The 16,317-nt window shown below is 40.9% G+C and carries 17 protein-coding genes; 12 read left to right on the forward strand and 5 right to left on the reverse strand.

The annotated features are described in order from the left end of the window. Both F607_RS0112625 and F607_RS34085 read right to left on the reverse strand, forming a co-directional pair. Positions 1-203 (reverse strand): transposase (locus F607_RS0112625; RefSeq protein WP_027708376.1); only part of this gene is annotated, 203 nt, incomplete at its 3' end. A gap of 75 nt (positions 204-278) precedes the next feature. After that, a complete protein-coding gene (locus F607_RS34085; protein WP_157365457.1) occupies positions 279-704 on the reverse strand; it encodes a hypothetical protein in 426 nt (141 codons plus the stop codon). Positions 705-1,443: 739 nt separating this feature from the next. On the opposite strand from F607_RS34085, the gene F607_RS0112635 reads away from it, so the two are divergent. After that, on the forward strand, positions 1,444-2,274 hold the full coding sequence (locus tag F607_RS0112635; RefSeq protein WP_027708377.1) for a substrate-binding periplasmic protein: 831 nt from the start codon (positions 1,444-1,446) through the stop codon (positions 2,272-2,274). A 2-nt stretch (positions 2,275-2,276) separates the two neighbouring features. Here F607_RS0112635 and F607_RS0112640 read toward each other — a convergent pair whose 3' ends face one another. Next, positions 2,277-3,047, reverse strand: a complete 771-nt coding sequence (locus F607_RS0112640; RefSeq protein ID WP_051311438.1) for a substrate-binding periplasmic protein — start codon at positions 3,045-3,047, stop codon at positions 2,277-2,279. A 291-nt stretch (positions 3,048-3,338) separates the two neighbouring features. Here F607_RS0112640 and F607_RS0112645 point away from each other — a divergent pair, with 291 nt between their 5' ends. Continuing rightward, a complete protein-coding gene (locus F607_RS0112645) occupies positions 3,339-3,695 on the forward strand; it encodes a hypothetical protein (RefSeq protein WP_027708379.1) in 357 nt (118 codons plus the stop codon). 56 nt (positions 3,696-3,751) lie between these two features. Here the strand turns inward: F607_RS0112645 and F607_RS0112650 are convergent, their stop codons facing one another. Continuing rightward, entirely contained in the window at positions 3,752-5,323 is a 1,572-nt protein-coding gene (locus tag F607_RS0112650) for an ATP-binding response regulator (RefSeq protein ID WP_027708380.1), read from the reverse strand. A gap of 594 nt (positions 5,324-5,917) precedes the next feature. Between F607_RS0112650 and F607_RS0112655 the strand changes: the two genes are divergently transcribed. Next, positions 5,918-6,799, forward strand: a complete 882-nt coding sequence (locus tag F607_RS0112655; protein WP_027708381.1) for an SDR family oxidoreductase — start codon at positions 5,918-5,920, stop codon at positions 6,797-6,799. Positions 6,800-6,867: 68 nt separating this feature from the next. Here F607_RS0112655 and F607_RS0112660 read toward each other — a convergent pair whose 3' ends face one another. Beyond that, positions 6,868-7,548: an OmpW family outer membrane protein gene (locus tag F607_RS0112660; protein ID WP_027708382.1), complete on the reverse strand. Its 681-nt coding sequence runs from the start codon at positions 7,546-7,548 to the stop codon at positions 6,868-6,870. Between the two features lie 575 nt (positions 7,549-8,123). On the opposite strand from F607_RS0112660, the gene F607_RS29535 reads away from it, so the two are divergent. The 9 genes from F607_RS29535 to queC all read left to right on the forward strand — a co-directional run bounded on the left by F607_RS29535 (position 8,124) and on the right by queC (position 15,924). Continuing rightward, positions 8,124-8,978 carry a DUF3450 domain-containing protein gene (locus tag F607_RS29535; protein WP_051311440.1) on the forward strand — a complete coding sequence of 285 codons (855 nt, stop codon included), beginning with the start codon at positions 8,124-8,126 and terminating at the stop codon, positions 8,976-8,978. Positions 8,979-9,006: 28 nt separating this feature from the next. Continuing rightward, positions 9,007-10,377 carry a MotA/TolQ/ExbB proton channel family protein gene (locus F607_RS0112670; RefSeq protein WP_027708383.1) on the forward strand — a complete coding sequence of 457 codons (1,371 nt, stop codon included), beginning with the start codon at positions 9,007-9,009 and terminating at the stop codon, positions 10,375-10,377. Continuing rightward, complete coding sequence (locus F607_RS0112675; RefSeq protein WP_051311441.1) at positions 10,377-10,901, forward strand: MotA/TolQ/ExbB proton channel family protein; 525 nt, start codon at positions 10,377-10,379, stop codon at positions 10,899-10,901. The genes F607_RS0112670 and F607_RS0112675 overlap by 1 nt, the downstream gene beginning before the upstream one ends. Positions 10,902-10,914: 13 nt before the next feature. Further along, positions 10,915-11,322 (forward strand): ExbD/TolR family protein, encoded by a 408-nt coding sequence (locus tag F607_RS0112680; protein WP_027708385.1) that lies wholly within the window; start codon positions 10,915-10,917, stop codon positions 11,320-11,322. Further along, positions 11,319-12,206, forward strand: coding sequence for an energy transducer TonB (locus tag F607_RS0112685; RefSeq protein ID WP_027708386.1), 888 nt, complete (start codon positions 11,319-11,321; stop codon positions 12,204-12,206). Before F607_RS0112680 ends, F607_RS0112685 begins: the two co-directional genes overlap by 4 nt. A gap of 9 nt (positions 12,207-12,215) precedes the next feature. After that, positions 12,216-13,448, forward strand: a complete 1,233-nt coding sequence (locus F607_RS0112690) for a tetratricopeptide repeat protein (protein WP_027708387.1) — start codon at positions 12,216-12,218, stop codon at positions 13,446-13,448. Between the two features lie 273 nt (positions 13,449-13,721). Beyond that, on the forward strand, positions 13,722-14,024 hold the full coding sequence (locus F607_RS0112695) for a hypothetical protein (protein ID WP_027708388.1): 303 nt from the start codon (positions 13,722-13,724) through the stop codon (positions 14,022-14,024). Beyond that, positions 14,008-14,733: a queuosine precursor transporter gene (locus tag F607_RS0112700; protein WP_038291233.1), complete on the forward strand. Its 726-nt coding sequence runs from the start codon at positions 14,008-14,010 to the stop codon at positions 14,731-14,733. Before F607_RS0112695 ends, F607_RS0112700 begins: the two co-directional genes overlap by 17 nt. Positions 14,734-15,249: 516 nt before the next feature. Next, positions 15,250-15,924 (forward strand): 7-cyano-7-deazaguanine synthase QueC, encoded by a 675-nt coding sequence (queC, locus tag F607_RS0112705; protein WP_027708390.1) that lies wholly within the window; start codon positions 15,250-15,252, stop codon positions 15,922-15,924. Positions 15,925-16,317: the final 393 nt, after the last annotated feature.

Consider the following 16,317-nt stretch of genomic DNA (forward strand, 5'->3'; position numbering starts at 1 on the left):
TGCTGAAGGACTAATACTTTAAACATCAACACCACATCAAATGGTTTACGTCCCGCTTGGCTTTTTCGGGACTTTTGACGAACTTTATTCAATGTCGCCCTAAAGCGCTCCCAATCAATCAAGGCGCTAAGACTCACCAATGGGTCACGCTCATTCAGCTTGTTATAACGATCTTTCAGATCAAAAAAACCTGGTTGCACCATTTTGCTAGCACTCGTTTCTTATTACTCAGCTGCTATGTATTATACATCAGTAAGAATTTTTAGAGGTGCCCTAGGTTATGTGGTTGGGATTTTTACGGACTTAATTTTATTTTGGATAAAAGCAATGAGCTTTTTAACTTCCTCAGTTTCTGTATTGAAATTATTATAATCAGTACTGTATATTTCTTTTAAGTCATTTAACGTTAAGTAATCCGGGTGGTGAACTTCGGCAATTGTAGCATACTTAAATTTTGTGTTGTTTTTCTCAATATATAATGAGTATATATGAATAGCTAAATTTTCTTTCGAAGACGACTGAAAGCTTTTGTATAATGCAGCTAAATCCTGGTCAGATTTTAGTTCGCCAAAGAATTGAGGTTGTTTACTTATTTTCCATCCAGCCGCTTTTAAAACTGCGCCAATAGACCCTCCATTGAGAATTTTTTTGTGCTCATTGGCAAAAGAGGTATCAACTTGCTCAGGGTAATGCACAATTGCCAAAGTCCTGGTTACTTTTTTACTTGAGTGAGTACTGTATAAGCGTGATACTCTAATTGACTCTCCAGATTCCAGTACGTCAATCCCGTAGCTACCAAACTTTAGTTCAATACGTTCACTGTTCAATAGGGGACGAAGTTTTTTATTGTCAATGGGTGTGGATGTTTGGGTAGCGAATGTATGACTGGTAAAGGTAATAAACAAGCATGTTAGTAAAGTAGAGAGCTTTGTTTTAAGCTGATGCATAGATATCTCATTTTTAATTAATGGCAGAAGAGTGATACCCACAGCGAAGTATACCCTTCACGAATGATTTCTAGGTTTTGTTATCTTCACTACTTACCCGAAATCACCTATTAATATAGGCTCATGGGGCTTCGTCACTTGATGGCCGCACCTAAAAACCATTCGTATTGGGTATATAGAAGTGGAGTGAATTTAAGTAATAATAAAGCAAGTATAACGTTACCAGCTTTATAAAAAAATATTTAATCATTAAAGAGGATTAAATATAGTTAACCTTTATGAATAGAGAGTAATAGTTTATATACCGAAAATGAAAAATACAGATAAGAAGAATTACCTCTGTGTCTGGAGCTCATTAGGATAAACGCTAAAAAAGATTCGTGAAGGGGCTATATACAACTGCTATGGTTGATGCTCAATAAATGGTTTCATTGAAGGAGCATTAAAAAACTATCATCAGAGCCAATAATGTCTATAGTTTATTGTAAACATAAGCATGGCAAGTGTTGAGATTGAAGCCAGAGTGAAAAGCGAGAGACGACTACGTTATATTTCCTTAGTAGTATTGTATTTTGCTATTTGTATACCTATTAAGGGAGCTAGCGATACGATTGTATTTGCGACGGGAAGTTGGTGCCCTTATATTTGTCCTGAGACATTAAGTGATGAAGGTATAAATGATGAGCCTGGCTTCGTCGTGGAGATTGTTCGTGAAATATTGAATGAATATGGACATCAAATTAAGCTTGCCATCGTACCATGGTCAAGAGCGATTCGTGGGGCTAGGAATGGTAGTTATGATGGCTTACTTGGTACTGTACCGGCTACAGTTCCTGAAATGATATTTCCAGAACGAGGACAATCATTTTACCATATGTGCTTTTTTACTCGAGTAGATTCAACCTGGGAGTACGAGGGCGTTAAGTCGCTAACAAGTGTTCGTCTAGGTGTAGTGCAAGACTATGATTATGATAATGGAGGAGAACTGGATCAGTACATTCAGCATGAAATAAATGGCTATTGGGTAATACCAATTTCGGGAGAGGATAAGGATGCACTCAAAACGAATGTTAGGCGAATTGAGCAGAGGCGTGTGGATGTGATTATCGATGGCCGGGAAGTTATAGATTATTATTTTAAAGATAAAGAAAAAACTGTTCGAGAAGCAGGTTGTATTTCTAGAGATGAAATGTATGTTGCTTTTTCCCCTATGAATGACCGAGCAAAAGAGTATGCTGAAATTTTGAGCAACGGTATGGTTAGGCTAAGGGCAAGCGGTAAGCTGGAGAAAATCTTAGCAAAGTATGGCGTAAAAGACTGGCAGTAAATTTAGTTATACTTGCCTTGATAGAACTCTTTCCAGAGTTGTTGATATTGACCTGTCGTGACTAGCTGATTTAGTCCTTCATTAAATAATTTTAAAAATAATTTATTGTGTTCAATTTTTTTAGAAAATATCAAGTGATAATCCCAGCGTTCATATGGTTGTGTATAGGTGATATCATCCTGATGATCAGTAGTTAGCTGAGAATGGATTATATGTAAGCCAACATCCTTATTTTCATCGAGTGCATCAAACCGCTTTGCAACCAGCTTGCGAAAAGTTGAAACCTTATTGGTCCCGGTAATAAAGTTAATAAGTTTGGCTTGTTCCGCTTTGACCAGAAGTTTAGCTTTAGCTGACTCCATGGGTATACCAATATGTAAGCCTTTTAATTGATAAAGCTTTTCAGGATCTCCTTGCCAGATGATCGGTGTTTCTCTTAAATGAAAAAGCACCAGCTCTCCAGTATAAACAATATCTGAAAAGTAACAGTCTTTGAGCCGTTCTTTCGTTTTTCCCCATATTGCTGAAGCATGCCATTTTCCAGATTTAACGTACTTATATGACCGTTTCCAAGGGAAAAAGCCATATCTTACGTTGATATTTTGAGCGGTAAAAATGGTTGTCAAAATATGAGTGACAATACCATAATGAGGAAGATCTTTACCTATGAAAGGATGCCATTCACCAATCGCAATACTTATTTCTTCTTCTGCGGTTGCTTTATGTGACAAAAGAATGATGAAACATATGGCTATAATAATATGAGTCTTCATTTGTACGCTTCACGGACCAACCCTTGTTTTTTGCGCTAATACCAGTATGGCAGACTGCATTGAAAGCTAACTTGGAGGAGTACATATTATAAACAAACGGTATCAGGTGATAGGTTTAAGCCTGCCTTGCTGTTTGAGGTTATGGAGTAAGCTATGGATAGTTAGTATGAGTTTGCTGAAAATGGTAAATAATCGCTTTCTGTAATGGTGTTATTATGTGTGAGGATAACTGGACACATGCGCCATGTGTAGTATGATCGTGAAAAAAACAAGAGGTTAAAGGATTAGCAAATGATCAAGAAAGCAATTCTAATATGTTTGATGGTATTGGGGTATTCTGTGGCTGGTGTAACAATGGCAGACTGTTCTACTCCAACATCGGGTGGCGTTCGCCTTATAGTCGTTTTTAATGACCAGATACATTCTGGAAAAATGTCACTTGAGGACGCCTATAGTGATGAGTTAAGAAAAGTAAGTGTGCTGAACCCATTTTATGTGATTCGACGTTTTCAGGAGCAGGGACTTATTATTTGTGCAGAGCCTGCAGATGAAGCTCATTTAGCGCAGATGGTACAGGGTATTGAGCAGTTAGCGGTTATTGATTACGTTGAGGTAGATCAGCGGATGCAGCCTCGAATGAAACCATGAATCAGCTTGGTTAAAAAAGTGTCTATAACACGTAGCCTGCATCTGCAGGCCTGTGTTTATTGGGAAATTGGAATCGTAAAGTAAAAAATAGTACCGCCATCAGGATTATTTTCAAAGCCTAGCTTTCCACCATGAGAAGACATAATTGACTCACACACCGATAAACCTATGCCCATACCTGTGGACTTTGTGGTAAAGAAAGGCGTAAATAGGTTTTCGGCTGCTTCTGGTGATAATCCATGGCCACGATCAATCACCATTACTTTAACAAACTGATCACTGATTTTTTCAGTGGAAATATGCACACCTTCTTCCTGAGTATCCAGCCCTTTCATAGCTTCCATTGCATTACGCAACAGGTTAAGTGCAACCTGTTGAATCTGCACGGGGTCGGCGGCTATAGGGGGAATATGCTTACCAGGGTGAAAGTGAATTTGGATAGCGTTATTACGCGCATCTACTTCAGCCAGTTTTACAACATCACTAATCAGCTTGTTGCAGTCAACCTGTTCAATACAGTGCTCGGGTTTTTTTACAAAGCTGCGAATACGAGCGATGATTTCTCCTGCACGTCGGGCCTGGGTAGCTATTTTTTCCAGAGCATCCGTAAGAACGTCAGCATCAACATTATCTCGCTTTAAAATACGTGTACAAACTTGTGAGTAGTTTGATATTGCGGTGAGAGGCTGGTTAACTTCATGAGCAAATCCTGCGGCCATCTCACCCATTGTACTCAGTCGAGAGACATGAGTTAGACGTTCTTGTTGTTCCTGAAGTTCGGACAATGCTTGTTGTAAGGCTTGCTCACTACGCTTACGCTCAGTAATGTCTTTAAATACAATAACAGCACCTGTCGTGTGACCACTTTCAGTAATTGGAGTACATGAGTAGTCTACCGCAAAACAGTGACCTTGTTGGTGCCAGAAAATACTATCCTCAACCTGTTGTGGATGCCCATGGTGAAGCACATGCCACAATGGGGTTTCACTAAAATCGCATGGGGTCATGTCAGCATAGCTATGCAATAACAGCTGGTGAAAGTTTTTGCCGATTAACTGCTCTTCACTCCAGCCAGTCACCTGTGTGGCGGCATAATTGACAAAGGTTATATGGGCTTGCTGATCAACACCAATGACGCCTTCTGTCATCGAAGCCAATATCCGCTCATTGTCTGCTTCGAGCTGGCGATTGCGTTTGGCTAGTGCTTGTTCCAGTTGATGTATTTTAAGCTGGCTCTCAACACGAGCAATGACTTCTTCTGATTGAAATGGCTTAGAAATAAAGTCAGTGGCTCCAAGCTTGAGTCCTTTGACTTTATCTTTGGTTTCATCAAGTGATGAAAGGAAAATAATTGCAATGTCTTGAGTTAGGGGGTCTGCCTTGAGTTTTTGGCAGACTTCGTAGCCATCAATCCCAGGCATGATAATATCAAGGAGGATTAAGGCAGGTTTTTCTTGTTGAGCAATTTTAAGTGCACTTTCACCACTCTTAGCGATTAACAGTTTATAGCCACGGCCATTTAACGTTTGTAATAACACATGCAGGTTGGCTGGGTTGTCGTCAACCAGCAAAATTCGGTCATTCTCGGCATTTTTCGCATTTGCGTGATTTTGCTCAACAGAGTTCATGAATACTGCCGTTCCTGTGTCCGTTTAAACCTGTATATGTACCGCATTTTGGAGATCTGTCATACGTTAAGTACGTTACTTTTGTAAAGTCGAGTGATTAGCACTTAAATCTCTATTTTTGTTACTTCTTTATGATAGTGTCCAACGTTTTACTGATAATTAGTTTTGAGGTTGATTCCAAAACTATCAGTTTAACGTGGTTATTATGATTGATTTTGCAGAAAAATAACATTTTTCATGTCTTTTCTTAAGGTAATTGCATATATACCCACAGCGAAGGACTTTATATCACTCATTTTCAAGCGTGTTGCTATCAGCCTGTTATGCTGAGTTAAGGGTGATATCCTCATTGCTGGGCTATGGTTATAGGCTATATTCTGAAAAATGATATTCGCTGATCGGTTCGTAATGTTTTTGATTATCCCTCTTCACCACAGCAGTTTATTACTATAAGCTCCTCAGTTTTATTACTTGCTCACTGCCTGTAACAACTGACATGGTGAACATGTGATACTTGGCCTGCAAGCGCGTTTTTTTGCATTACGCTTGGGCCTCTAGAGCACAACATAATATAGGAGTTCGCAGAAAGACAGCATGAAAGTTCTGGTAATTGGTGGTTCTGGTCAAACTGGACATCGCTTGTGTGAAATATTACGGCAAAATGAAATTGAGTTTTTGGCTCCTGCCAGAAGTGAGCTGGATATTGCTGATGCTCAAGCGCTGCATGACATTTTGAATGAGTTTCAGCCCTCAATGGTTGTAAATTGTTCAGGGTACAGGAGCTTGAGTCGGGCAGAACAAGAGCCATCCCTTTGTTTTGCCATTAACCGGGATGCTATTGCTGCTTTGGCTGACTTATGCCATGCCATGGGTATGATACTGATACATCTGTCGTCTTATTTGGTATTTGATGGTAGTAAGTCAGAACCCTATACCGAAGAGGATGAACCAAACCCTCAAGGTGTGTTGGCGTGTAGTATTTGGCAAGGAGAGCAGCAGATACGTGACCGTTGTCCTCGGCATATTATTTTGCGAGTTGGCTGGGTAATTAGTGCTCGACGCGAAAATATGGTTAATCGGACACTAACCGCACTGCGCTTGCACAAACCTATCACTGTTGCTAGTGATAAGCTGGGAAACCCAACCCCAGCAGAAAATGTTGCCAAAGTTTTTATGACTATCTTATATCAATTGGATTGTGATGCTCAGGTGTTCGGTACTTACCACTATGCCGGTGTAGAAGCTGTATCAGAGAGTAAGTTTAATGAGGTCATTTATAATGAAGCCTCTCGGTTTGAAGATTTACCCATTAACTGCATCAAGGTTGTTGAAACTGAGCAGTTAGAACGTCTTAGAGCTCGCCGTAATGATCGGTTGGCCAACCGAAAAATTCTGCGCACCTTTGGTATTCATGCTAAGCCATGGCGTACTGGCTTGGTCAGAATAATGAAAAAACTTTATGAGCAGGGATCGTGAAAACATATCTTTGTTTGTCTGCCGTATTAAAACAGCAGACAAGCACTGATTAAGCTAATGATGGCAGCCTAAAATTTGTAGCCTACACCCAGCATGTAAACCCATGGATCAATATCAACATCAACTTTGGATTTTGATCCACCAAATCTAAACTCTGCAGTGGTATCAATATCAAGGTACCATAACGTACCATTAACCACCCATTTATCATTGATTTGGTAGTCAACACCTACTTCTGCAGCCCAACCCCATGAGTCGTCTAAATCTAAACTGCTAAATCCTTGGTTTTTACGGGTTGAGCTAAACTCTTCATCAAAAAACGTTGTGTAGTTTATCCCCGCACCAACATAAGGCTGAAAGGCGCTGGCTGGTTTATTAAAGTAGTATTGTAAAGTGACTGTAGGAGGCAGGTGTTTCATATCGGCGAGGGTTCCATCGCCTAAGCCCAGCACACTTTTCTTTAGGCTCAATGTGTGCTCAAAGGGGGTGGCAGCCAATAAACCTATTCCCCAATGATCTGCAAGCATATAGGTAAACGTTAAGCCTAACTGTGTATTGCTGTCGGCGCCAACTTCCATCCCCGTATCGGACCCTCCCACAAACACTGAGCCACTATCTTCACTTGGATCAACTGTTGCTGCACCTGCGCGGAGAATGAAATCACCGGCTTTATGAGCAGAAGCGAAGGAAGGTAATAGAGAAAGGCTGACGCTGGTTAATGTGGCAAGCACAAGAGGAGCTAACTTCATGGGAGTTACCTTTTATATGTTCACAGGTTGTTATTAGTTGCGATTACTTTCGTCATAAGGTGGTATAAAACAATGAGTGCAATGACATCCTTAGCAACAAAAGTGTATTTTTTATGAATGAGTAGCTTTATTTCATTTGCAGGCTTTATCCATGCTGCTTTTGTTGTCTATCACTCTTAGATTCCTATCTTGATAGCACAAAGTGACTAAAGGGCACCTCTAAAAATGCACTTTTTTCTTAATAGCTGTGTCAGCGCTGTACTCGAATCCTCATGTATTCCTTATACACTGCGGTTCTCCGTGCAGTGCTTCCTTGCTCTTGGAAAAAAATCACTATTTTTAGAGGTACCCTAAAGATAAATGACTTATGACTTATACTTCAGGTTTCGTATTGTAAAAATAAATGATGAATAAAAGTTGATTTGACGCAATAGACATTAAGTTTGATAGATCAGTTAGGTTGAGAAGCGAAAGTACTATCAAATCAATTGAGAATAGTTATCATTTGTGATAAACATGCGTTCTGCAAATGAGCCTTGCTTCAAGGCCACTCACTGTTGTTAAGGTTGTTATGCATGACATGCAGAAATAGGCGAAATCAAATAATCACAGGTCTGCTGGTTAGTGTAACTGGTTTTTTTATGAGTCATTGGGCTTGGGCGGATGACTTAAACAAGGCTTTTGAGTCCTTGGAGCAAACTCATAAGGCAGGTGTGAAAACCCAGCAGCACATTGATAAAACAGATGATGAAACCCAGGACATGTTGCAATCTTATCGGCAAGTGGTTGCGGAGCAGCAAAGTCTGTCACTTTATAATAAACAACTAAAGTTGATGACAGACTCCCAACAGCAAAAAATCACAGAGTTGTCTGCTCAGATTGAAAGTATCGAAGAAACCCAACATGCAATTCTTCCCCTTATGCAACAGATGTTGCAGGGTTTGAAGCAGTTTGTGGCAATGGATATTCCATTTTTAATGGAAGAGCGTCAGGCTCGATTAGATAAGCTCGACTTATTACTGGTCAATAGTGAAGTCAGTGTTGCTGAAAAATACCGACAGCTACTCGAAGCATTTCAAATTGAAATTGAGTATGGCAATACAATTGAAGCCTATGAAGGTCAACTAGTGGCCAATAAAATGTATTCTAGTACGACAGAAAAAACGGGGACCGCACAATGGGTGCAGTTTTTTCGTATGGGACGTGTAGGGTTGTACTACATGACAGCTGATGGTCACGAGTTAGGTGTATGGAATAATCAGCTACGCCACTGGCAGTCAATTGATCAGCAGTATTTATCCGAATTACAGCAAGCCATTCGCTTAGCCCATCAGCAGCAAGCACCTCAACTGTTGTCGCTGCCTATCAATACACCGAACCATGTCAGCAAGAAACAAGATGCTGTCAGCACACAGCAAAAGACAAAGTAAAGGTAGTGGCAGGGGAAAGAAGAAAACGATGAAGTATTTTATATTGGTGCTGATAGCAGGCTTTGGATGTTCAGTGTTAGCGGCTAATCAGCAAGTACCTGAGACACCCCAGCAGTTATTGCAGCAAATTTTACAGCAACAGCAGCATCAACAAACCATTAATAAACAACGTGAAGCCCGGTTTTTAAAAGAAAAAGCGCAACAGGCTAAACTGCTGGCAGAAGCAAAGGCAGCATTGGCTCAAGCACAGACAGAAAATGAAAAGCTGCAGCAAACATTTGATGAGCAAGCAGAAGCACTAATCACGCTGAAACAGACGTTAAAACAGCGTAGTGGGCATCTGGGTGAATTATTTGGTCAAGTCCGTCAACTAGCCAATGATGTTCAGACTACGTTGCAACAGTCGTTAATTACTGCGCAATATCCAGAGCGTATTGCTCAACTACGTTCATTATCCGAAACCAAGCAATTGCCAACGACTCAAGAGTTACGACAGTTATGGTATGAATTACAGCGGGAAATGACGGCTTCAGGCGAAATTGTCTCTTTTTCTGCGCCAGTGATTCGGGCTGGAGGACAGTCCGAGACAGAACAAGTCACACGTGTTGGCTCCTTTAATGTAGTGACTAACCAAGGGTATTTGCGTTATGTCCCAGAGGGTCCACTGCAATTGCTAGCGAGTCAGCCATCGGCGAGTACATTGGATCGGCTAAATGATTGGCTACAGGCGAAAACGACAGTAGCCCCCTTAACCATTGACCCAACCCAGGGAGACGTGCTGAATATTCTTCAACAGCAGCCCACCTGGATTGAACGCTGGCAGCAAGGTGGAGTGGTGGGCATGATAATTGGTGTCTTGGGTGTCATTGGCATGCTTTTAGGTATAGGTAGATTGCTGCAATTAATGTTCATTCAAAGGAATGTTAAGCAACAGCTTAGTCAGCCTACGGTACCTCAACAGAACAATCCTTTAGGTCGGGTGCTGGCAGTATATCAGCAACAGAAAGCAAGGAACTTAGAACAATTAGAGCTTTGTTTAGATGAGGCTATTATGCATGAGGTGCCAAAGTTAGAGCGGTGGCAAGGCACTGTTAAGTTATTGGCGGGTGTTGCACCTTTAATGGGGTTACTGGGTACGGTAACCGGGATGATTGTTACCTTCCAAACAATCACATTGTTTGGCACCGGAGATCCGAAGCTAATGGCTGCGGGTATTTCCCAAGCATTGATTACAACGGTATTAGGTTTGATAGCAGCGATACCTTTGTTGTTTTTGCATACAGCTATTTCTTCACGCAGTAAGGCGCTAATTCAGGTATTGGATAAACAGGCCGCAGGGTTATTAGCCCAGCAATTTATCCAGGATCACTCAGCAACGACGACTCAGCGTGAAGCCTAATGGAAGGGATAGGATGGCATATTGCTGTTTTTTTCCAGCAAGGCGGATGGGTTCTTTGGTTAATTGCGGGGGTGTGCCTGATTTTATGGGGACTGATTATTGAGCGCTTTTTGTACTTTTTCTGGCAGCGTAAGTTAGATGCTCAGTCTTTTTTATCCTTAGGCTCTGCTTTTCACCAGCAGTATGTTGACTTAGATAAACCCGCTTATAATCGTTTATGGCAATGGTATAAGGCCCATCTTTTAAATCAGTATCAGCAGTTACTGGAGCAGGGACAACGTTATATCAAACTATTGGTGGTGATATGCCCATTATTAGGATTATTGGGTACGGTAACGGGTATGATTCAGGTTTTTGAGGCACTGATGGTGGCTGGGAATATGCGAGCAATGGCTAATGGAGTAGCGAGTGCCACCATGCCAACCATGGCTGGAATGGTTGTTGCCTTATCAGGTATTTATTTTCGTGCGCTAATACAGCAGCGAACCCGAATTTATCTTCATGAGTTAGCAGATCAGTTATGAGCCAGTATAAGTTATGAGAGTAAATAGGCATGTAAGCAGTGACGCCGATGAGTCGGGGGTTGATTTGACACCCATGCTAGATGTGGTGTTTATCATGCTGATTTTTTTTATTGTGACTAGCTCATTCGTGCGTGAATCGGGTGTAACCGTCAGTCGTCCAGAAGCGCAAACCGCTCAAGATCAACCTGCAGGTGCTATTTTGGTGGCTATAAAGCCCAGTGGAGACATCTGGATTGATAAACGACAGGTTGATATTAGGCGAGTGCGTGCGCATATTGAGCGACTGAAAGCAGAAATGCCTGAGGTGAGTGCAGTCATTCAAGCAGATCGTGATGCACGAACAGGTATACTGATCAACGTAATGGACCAGATTAAACTTGCCGGTATTTCGCAAATTGCAGTTGCTACGGTACAACCATGATACAAAGCTACACGACATCTCAGGCACGTTATCAGGGTAACGATAGTGGCGATAGTCTGAATAGTGATGGTTTTAATGGTGAAAGCGCCAATCAAGGGGTTGTCCTGGCAATGCCTGCTACGTCATGGTTGCGATCAGGGATTGCTTTCAGTGGTGCAATAGGGGTGTCATTGGCTCTGTTTTTATTGATGAGCCATCTAACAAAAGCGCCTGAACCTAAGACAATGGCAGTATCTTCCAGCGTGTCTTTTTTACGCATGATGGTTGACTCTCCTGTTGCAGAATTATCCGACCCTCAACCAGAAACGTCACCACCACCAGCTGTTGAGCCGCCCCCAGAACTGCCAAAACCAATAGTTGAGCCTTCACTAGAGGCTACCACGGCAATTTCTAGTCCAAAGGTCGAAATGCCGAAGATGGATTTGCCTGACATTACACCAGCGGTATCAGGCGATGTACTGGCAGGTATTCAGGCTAGGGTTGCCCAACTAGAGTCTAAACAGCAAGTAGAGCCCAGGCAGCAAGCTCAACCAACCAGTTCACCGACAGCTACGAATCTTACGGCCACTAATCGTATCGCCAGTCCTTCGGTTTCAGTCGGTGACTTATCCATTGGGCAGGAAGTTATGGTGATTCATAAAGTGCCGGCACAATACCCAAGACGAGCCATGCAGCGACGTCAGGAGGGCTGGGTAAAAATTCGCTTTGATATAACGGCCCAGGGAAGTACTACCAATCTACAAGTGGTGGAGGCTAAGCCTCAAGGGGTATTTGATCGTTCAGCACTCCAATCTTTGCAGCACTGGCGCTTTAAACCCAAACTGGTAAATGGCAAAGCAGTTATGCGCTATAACCTGATTCAAGTGATCGAATATAAGCTTTAGGGGTAGGCGATGAAAAAAACACTAGCTGTCGTACTCTTAAGTTTAACTGGTTATTTTTCAGCTGAAATCACCTATGCTCAAGGGCCGTCTTTGCCTCCTGCTTTGTATCGGCAAATTGAAACAATTCAACAGTTACAGCATAAACAACAATGGCAGGTTGCGGCTAAAAAAATTATTGAGCTTGAAAAACAGCTTGACTCCCATAGTTATGGTTATTCTCTGGTATCCCAGTTAGGAGTGCATAATGCTTTACAGCGAGGTAAACCTGATTTAGCGATTGTCCGACTGCGCAAAGTGTTGTCAGCAAAAAAACTGTCTAACAACACACTGGATGACTTAACAGTGACATTAGGGCAGCTTTTGGTCCAGCAGGGGCAGGCAAAAGAGGCTGTAAAATGGTTGCAACCTTGGTCAAAGCGGGTAAAACAAAAAAAGTCTGATAACGTAGCAACAGGGTTGATGACGCTGGGTTATGCGTATCATCAGCTAGGAAACTATTCTGCGGTGATTGAGCCGGTTAAGCGTGCAGTAACACTCTATCAAAAGCCTCCGCAAAGTGTTTATCAACTATTGTTATCTGCCTATATGCAAACGAAGCGTTATGCGGCAGCCCAAAAACTGCTGCAACAAAAGCTGATTGTTATGTATCCAGCAAAAGCAAATTATTGGCGGCAGCTAAGCTTTGTAAGCTATCAGTTGCAAGACATCAACACGGCCGTAGCTACTTTAGAGCTTGGAATAAAAAAAGGTATTTTGCAGCAAGCTAAAGATGTAAAGCAGTTAGTTTCTTTATATTTACAGCAAAAAAACCCTTATCAAGCGGCTATGCTTCAGTCAAAGTTTTTAAAGCAAGGTTTGCTTAAAGGTTCGCGGGAAGACTATCAATTACTGACCAATGCCTGGTTGCAAGCGCGTGAACGTAAAAAAGCTGCTCAGGTTTTGGAAAGCTATTTAACTGAGGCTCCAGATCCGGATTTATATAAAACACTCGTGCAGTTATATTATGAAATGCAGCAATGGAATCGTATTGAGCAAATACATCCGACAGTATTCAAACACTTGAAAAGTGATAAAGCAAAAGGAATGCACTTGATTATTGTCGGACTGGCAGCTATTGAAAAAAAACAGTTTGATAAGGCTGAACGTTTTTTTCAACAAGCCCGGCAATATAGTCACTCAGAAAAAACTGCTCGTCAGTGGTTGAGCTATTTGCGACAAAGGACTAAGCTCAGTCAGTCATAAGGGCGCTTCTAAAAATGCACTTTTTTCGTGATGGTTGTGTCAGTGCTGTACTCAGATTCTCATGTATTACTTATACACTGCGGTCCTCCGTGCAGTGCTTCCTTGTTCTAACAAAAAAATCACTATACCCAAAGCGAAGGGTATATTTTTAGAGTTGCCTATAGGCTACCAAACAAATCTTTCTTTGTAGGTATAGCAGGCCTAGAGGATGCTAGGCTAATCCTTAATAACTTCTGAACAAAGCGTGATATAAAAAAAATAGGCTAGGGGTTAATGAAAATTAAAAAAGTGATGGCCACCCTGGATCAATGGTGCTGTAAATATCTGCAGCTTAATTCTACACAAACTCGGCTGGATAGTATTGTTTATGATGGTGAGTCTTTGATAGTGACTAGTCATGAAGCTTTTAAGCGACATATTTATCATGACAAATTTTGTAGTACAACAGTAATGGCGTTAAATAAGAGCGAAGTAGAAAAATTAGGGTTGGCTATTGGTAAATCTATCGCGGATAATTTGGTTGTTACGTTTGATGAACCAGTAGTTAGGAAGTACAAAAGTGAAAGAAGTGGTTAGTGGTAAAGCGATCATTCAGCCAAAATATTTATGGTTTTTAATTTTATCCTACTCAATGATTATTGCGACAGCAAATTGGTTTGATGGGCGATTGGTTGAGTTATTTGGAGTAGTGATATCGCCAGGTACGTTGATCTTTCCACTCAGCTTTTTGATTTCAGATATTATTACTGAAGTTTATGGTTATAAACATGCTAGGCGGGCTATTTGGTCCGCCTTGTTATTTAATATTTTAATTATTGGCTATGGTCATTTACTGGTCAGCTTGCCTAGCCCTGCATTTGCAAAAGACAATGCGTGTTTTGATAAACTTATTAATACAGATAGTCGGATTATATTAGGGTCAATTGTGGCTTATATGCTGTGTGAGCCTGTTAACTCATACATTGTGGCAAAGATGAAAGTATTAATGAATGGTGCTTATGTAGGTTTGCGCTTTGTCTTATCGACTATTGTAGCCGCATCGATTGATACTGTTATTTTCGTGTTGATTGCATTTTACGGTATATATAGTTTTTCGGATGTTGTTGATCTGATAATTAATGTTTGCATCATCAAGATTGTAATTGAGATATTAGGCTTACCTGTATCTGTTAATTTATCAAAGTATATAAAGCGTCAAGAACAGCTGGATATGTATGATGATTTAACGGACTTTTCTTTATTTCGTATGGATGCTGACTATTCAAAGCAACAGAATAGATTTTGATCTATACAACGTAATATAAACTCTCTTTATCGAGAGTCATGAAAATGTAACAGATACTTGACGGCTGGACATAAAATAACATTTACTTAAGAAGTTTTCTGATATTAACCTGATTAGTGCTTCCAGCAGTATATACCAATACGAATGGTTTTTAGGGCGGCCGTCAAGTGACAAAGCCTCATGAGTTTATATTACCCCATGAGCCTTTACAAATAGGTGATTGGGGCGAGGAATGAAGATAACAAAACCTAGAACTCGATTCCGAAGTTTTTAATGCTTGCAAAACTAAAAGCTCCAAGGATCAGTGTATACATAGTTAGTAAACACTTGTTGTCACATGGCAGCCTATTTCTATAACTTATTGATTTATTCAAGCAATAAAAAAGTCAAGAAGAAAAAACTTCGGAATCGAGTAGAAATCATTCGTGAAGGTTATACTCTGTGAGAAATAGTCTGTAGTAAAGGCAGGGGCCACTAGCAGGTTAAGTCAAGTCATAAAAAGTTAGAGGATTACTGATGAAAAAGGCTGTTGTGCTCCTTTCTGGAGGCTTAGATTCCACTACATGTTTGGCTTATGCAAAATCACAGGGTCATGAGTGTTATGCGCTGAGCTTTGACTATGGTCAGAAGCATAACTCAGAGCTGGAAGCAGCCAAACGTATTGCACATGCCATGAACGCAGCAAGACATGAAGTTCTTCCTTTACAGCTTAATCAGTTAACGCGTTCTGCACTGACAGATCAATCGATTGATATCCCAGATTATGTCGATGATGGTGAGATTCCTGTGACTTATGTGCCTGCTCGAAACACAATTCTAATTGCGGTTGCTTTGGGCTGGGCTGAAGTGTTGGAAGCGGATGCAATTTTCATTGGGGTGAGTTCAGTTGATTACTCCGGTTATCCAGACTGCCGGCCTGAGTATATTGAGGCTTATCGAAAGCTGGCCGAACTTGCCACTAAGGTTGGTGTTGAAGGCAAGCCTATTAGTATTGAAACGCCACTTATTCATCTTAATAAAGCTGAAACTATCCAGCTAGGGCACAAGTTAGGCGTCGATTATGGCTTAACAGTGTCTTGCTATCGAGCTAATGATGAAGGTGAGGCATGTGGTGAGTGTGATAGCTGTTATTTACGTAAAAAAGGCTTTAGTGATGCGGGTATAGAAGACCCAACTCACTATATTCAGTAACAGCGGTGCTCCTGATACCTGTTTTGTAAACCATTCAAGCATTACCTGCGTTATTGAGCTCTGCCAATTAGAAGGTAATGCTTGAACCCTTCCTTTTGATCTTTCCTTAAAGTAGCGATGGCTACTCTGGCATCTGATATTGTCGCAATACCTTTTATTTCTTAGCGCTTAGGGTTGGTTTGAACAGCGATAAATGACTCATTAGGGTTATATTGACTTGTGCTGGCAAAAAACATTATTGAATATTTTTATAATATACAACAAAATAAGTATAATAGGGATTTGTTGAAGCTAATAGTATTTATCGTTGGTAGTATTTAACGCTAATAGTATTAATACGTATTTCATCTATACCCTTCATGAATCATTTTTAGGGCTTGTTTTTGTAAGGAA

The sequence above is a fragment of the Zooshikella ganghwensis DSM 15267 genome (genome assembly GCF_000428585.1).
GTDB lineage: Bacteria > Pseudomonadota > Gammaproteobacteria > Pseudomonadales > Zooshikellaceae > Zooshikella > Zooshikella ganghwensis.

Coding starts and splice junctions, on each gene's coding strand:
- F607_RS0112690 (WP_027708387.1), top strand. CDS start 12,216: ATGAAAAAAACACTAGCTGTCGTACTCTTAAGTTTAACTGGTTATTTT.
- F607_RS0112635 (WP_027708377.1), top strand. CDS start 1,444: ATGGCAAGTGTTGAGATTGAAGCCAGAGTGAAAAGCGAGAGACGACTA.
- F607_RS0112670 (WP_027708383.1), top strand. CDS start 9,007: ATGAAGTATTTTATATTGGTGCTGATAGCAGGCTTTGGATGTTCAGTG.
- F607_RS0112640 (WP_051311438.1), bottom strand. CDS start 3,047: ATGAAGACTCATATTATTATAGCCATATGTTTCATCATTCTTTTGTCA.
- queC (WP_027708390.1), top strand. CDS start 15,250: ATGAAAAAGGCTGTTGTGCTCCTTTCTGGAGGCTTAGATTCCACTACA.
- F607_RS0112650 (WP_027708380.1), bottom strand. CDS start 5,323: ATGAACTCTGTTGAGCAAAATCACGCAAATGCGAAAAATGCCGAGAAT.
- F607_RS0112675 (WP_051311441.1), top strand. CDS start 10,377: ATGGAAGGGATAGGATGGCATATTGCTGTTTTTTTCCAGCAAGGCGGA.
- F607_RS0112685 (WP_027708386.1), top strand. CDS start 11,319: ATGATACAAAGCTACACGACATCTCAGGCACGTTATCAGGGTAACGAT.
- F607_RS0112680 (WP_027708385.1), top strand. CDS start 10,915: ATGAGAGTAAATAGGCATGTAAGCAGTGACGCCGATGAGTCGGGGGTT.
- F607_RS0112660 (WP_027708382.1), bottom strand. CDS start 7,548: ATGAAGTTAGCTCCTCTTGTGCTTGCCACATTAACCAGCGTCAGCCTT.
- F607_RS0112655 (WP_027708381.1), top strand. CDS start 5,918: ATGAAAGTTCTGGTAATTGGTGGTTCTGGTCAAACTGGACATCGCTTG.
- F607_RS0112695 (WP_027708388.1), top strand. CDS start 13,722: ATGAAAATTAAAAAAGTGATGGCCACCCTGGATCAATGGTGCTGTAAA.
- F607_RS29535 (WP_051311440.1), top strand. CDS start 8,124: ATGACATGCAGAAATAGGCGAAATCAAATAATCACAGGTCTGCTGGTT.
- F607_RS0112645 (WP_027708379.1), top strand. CDS start 3,339: ATGATCAAGAAAGCAATTCTAATATGTTTGATGGTATTGGGGTATTCT.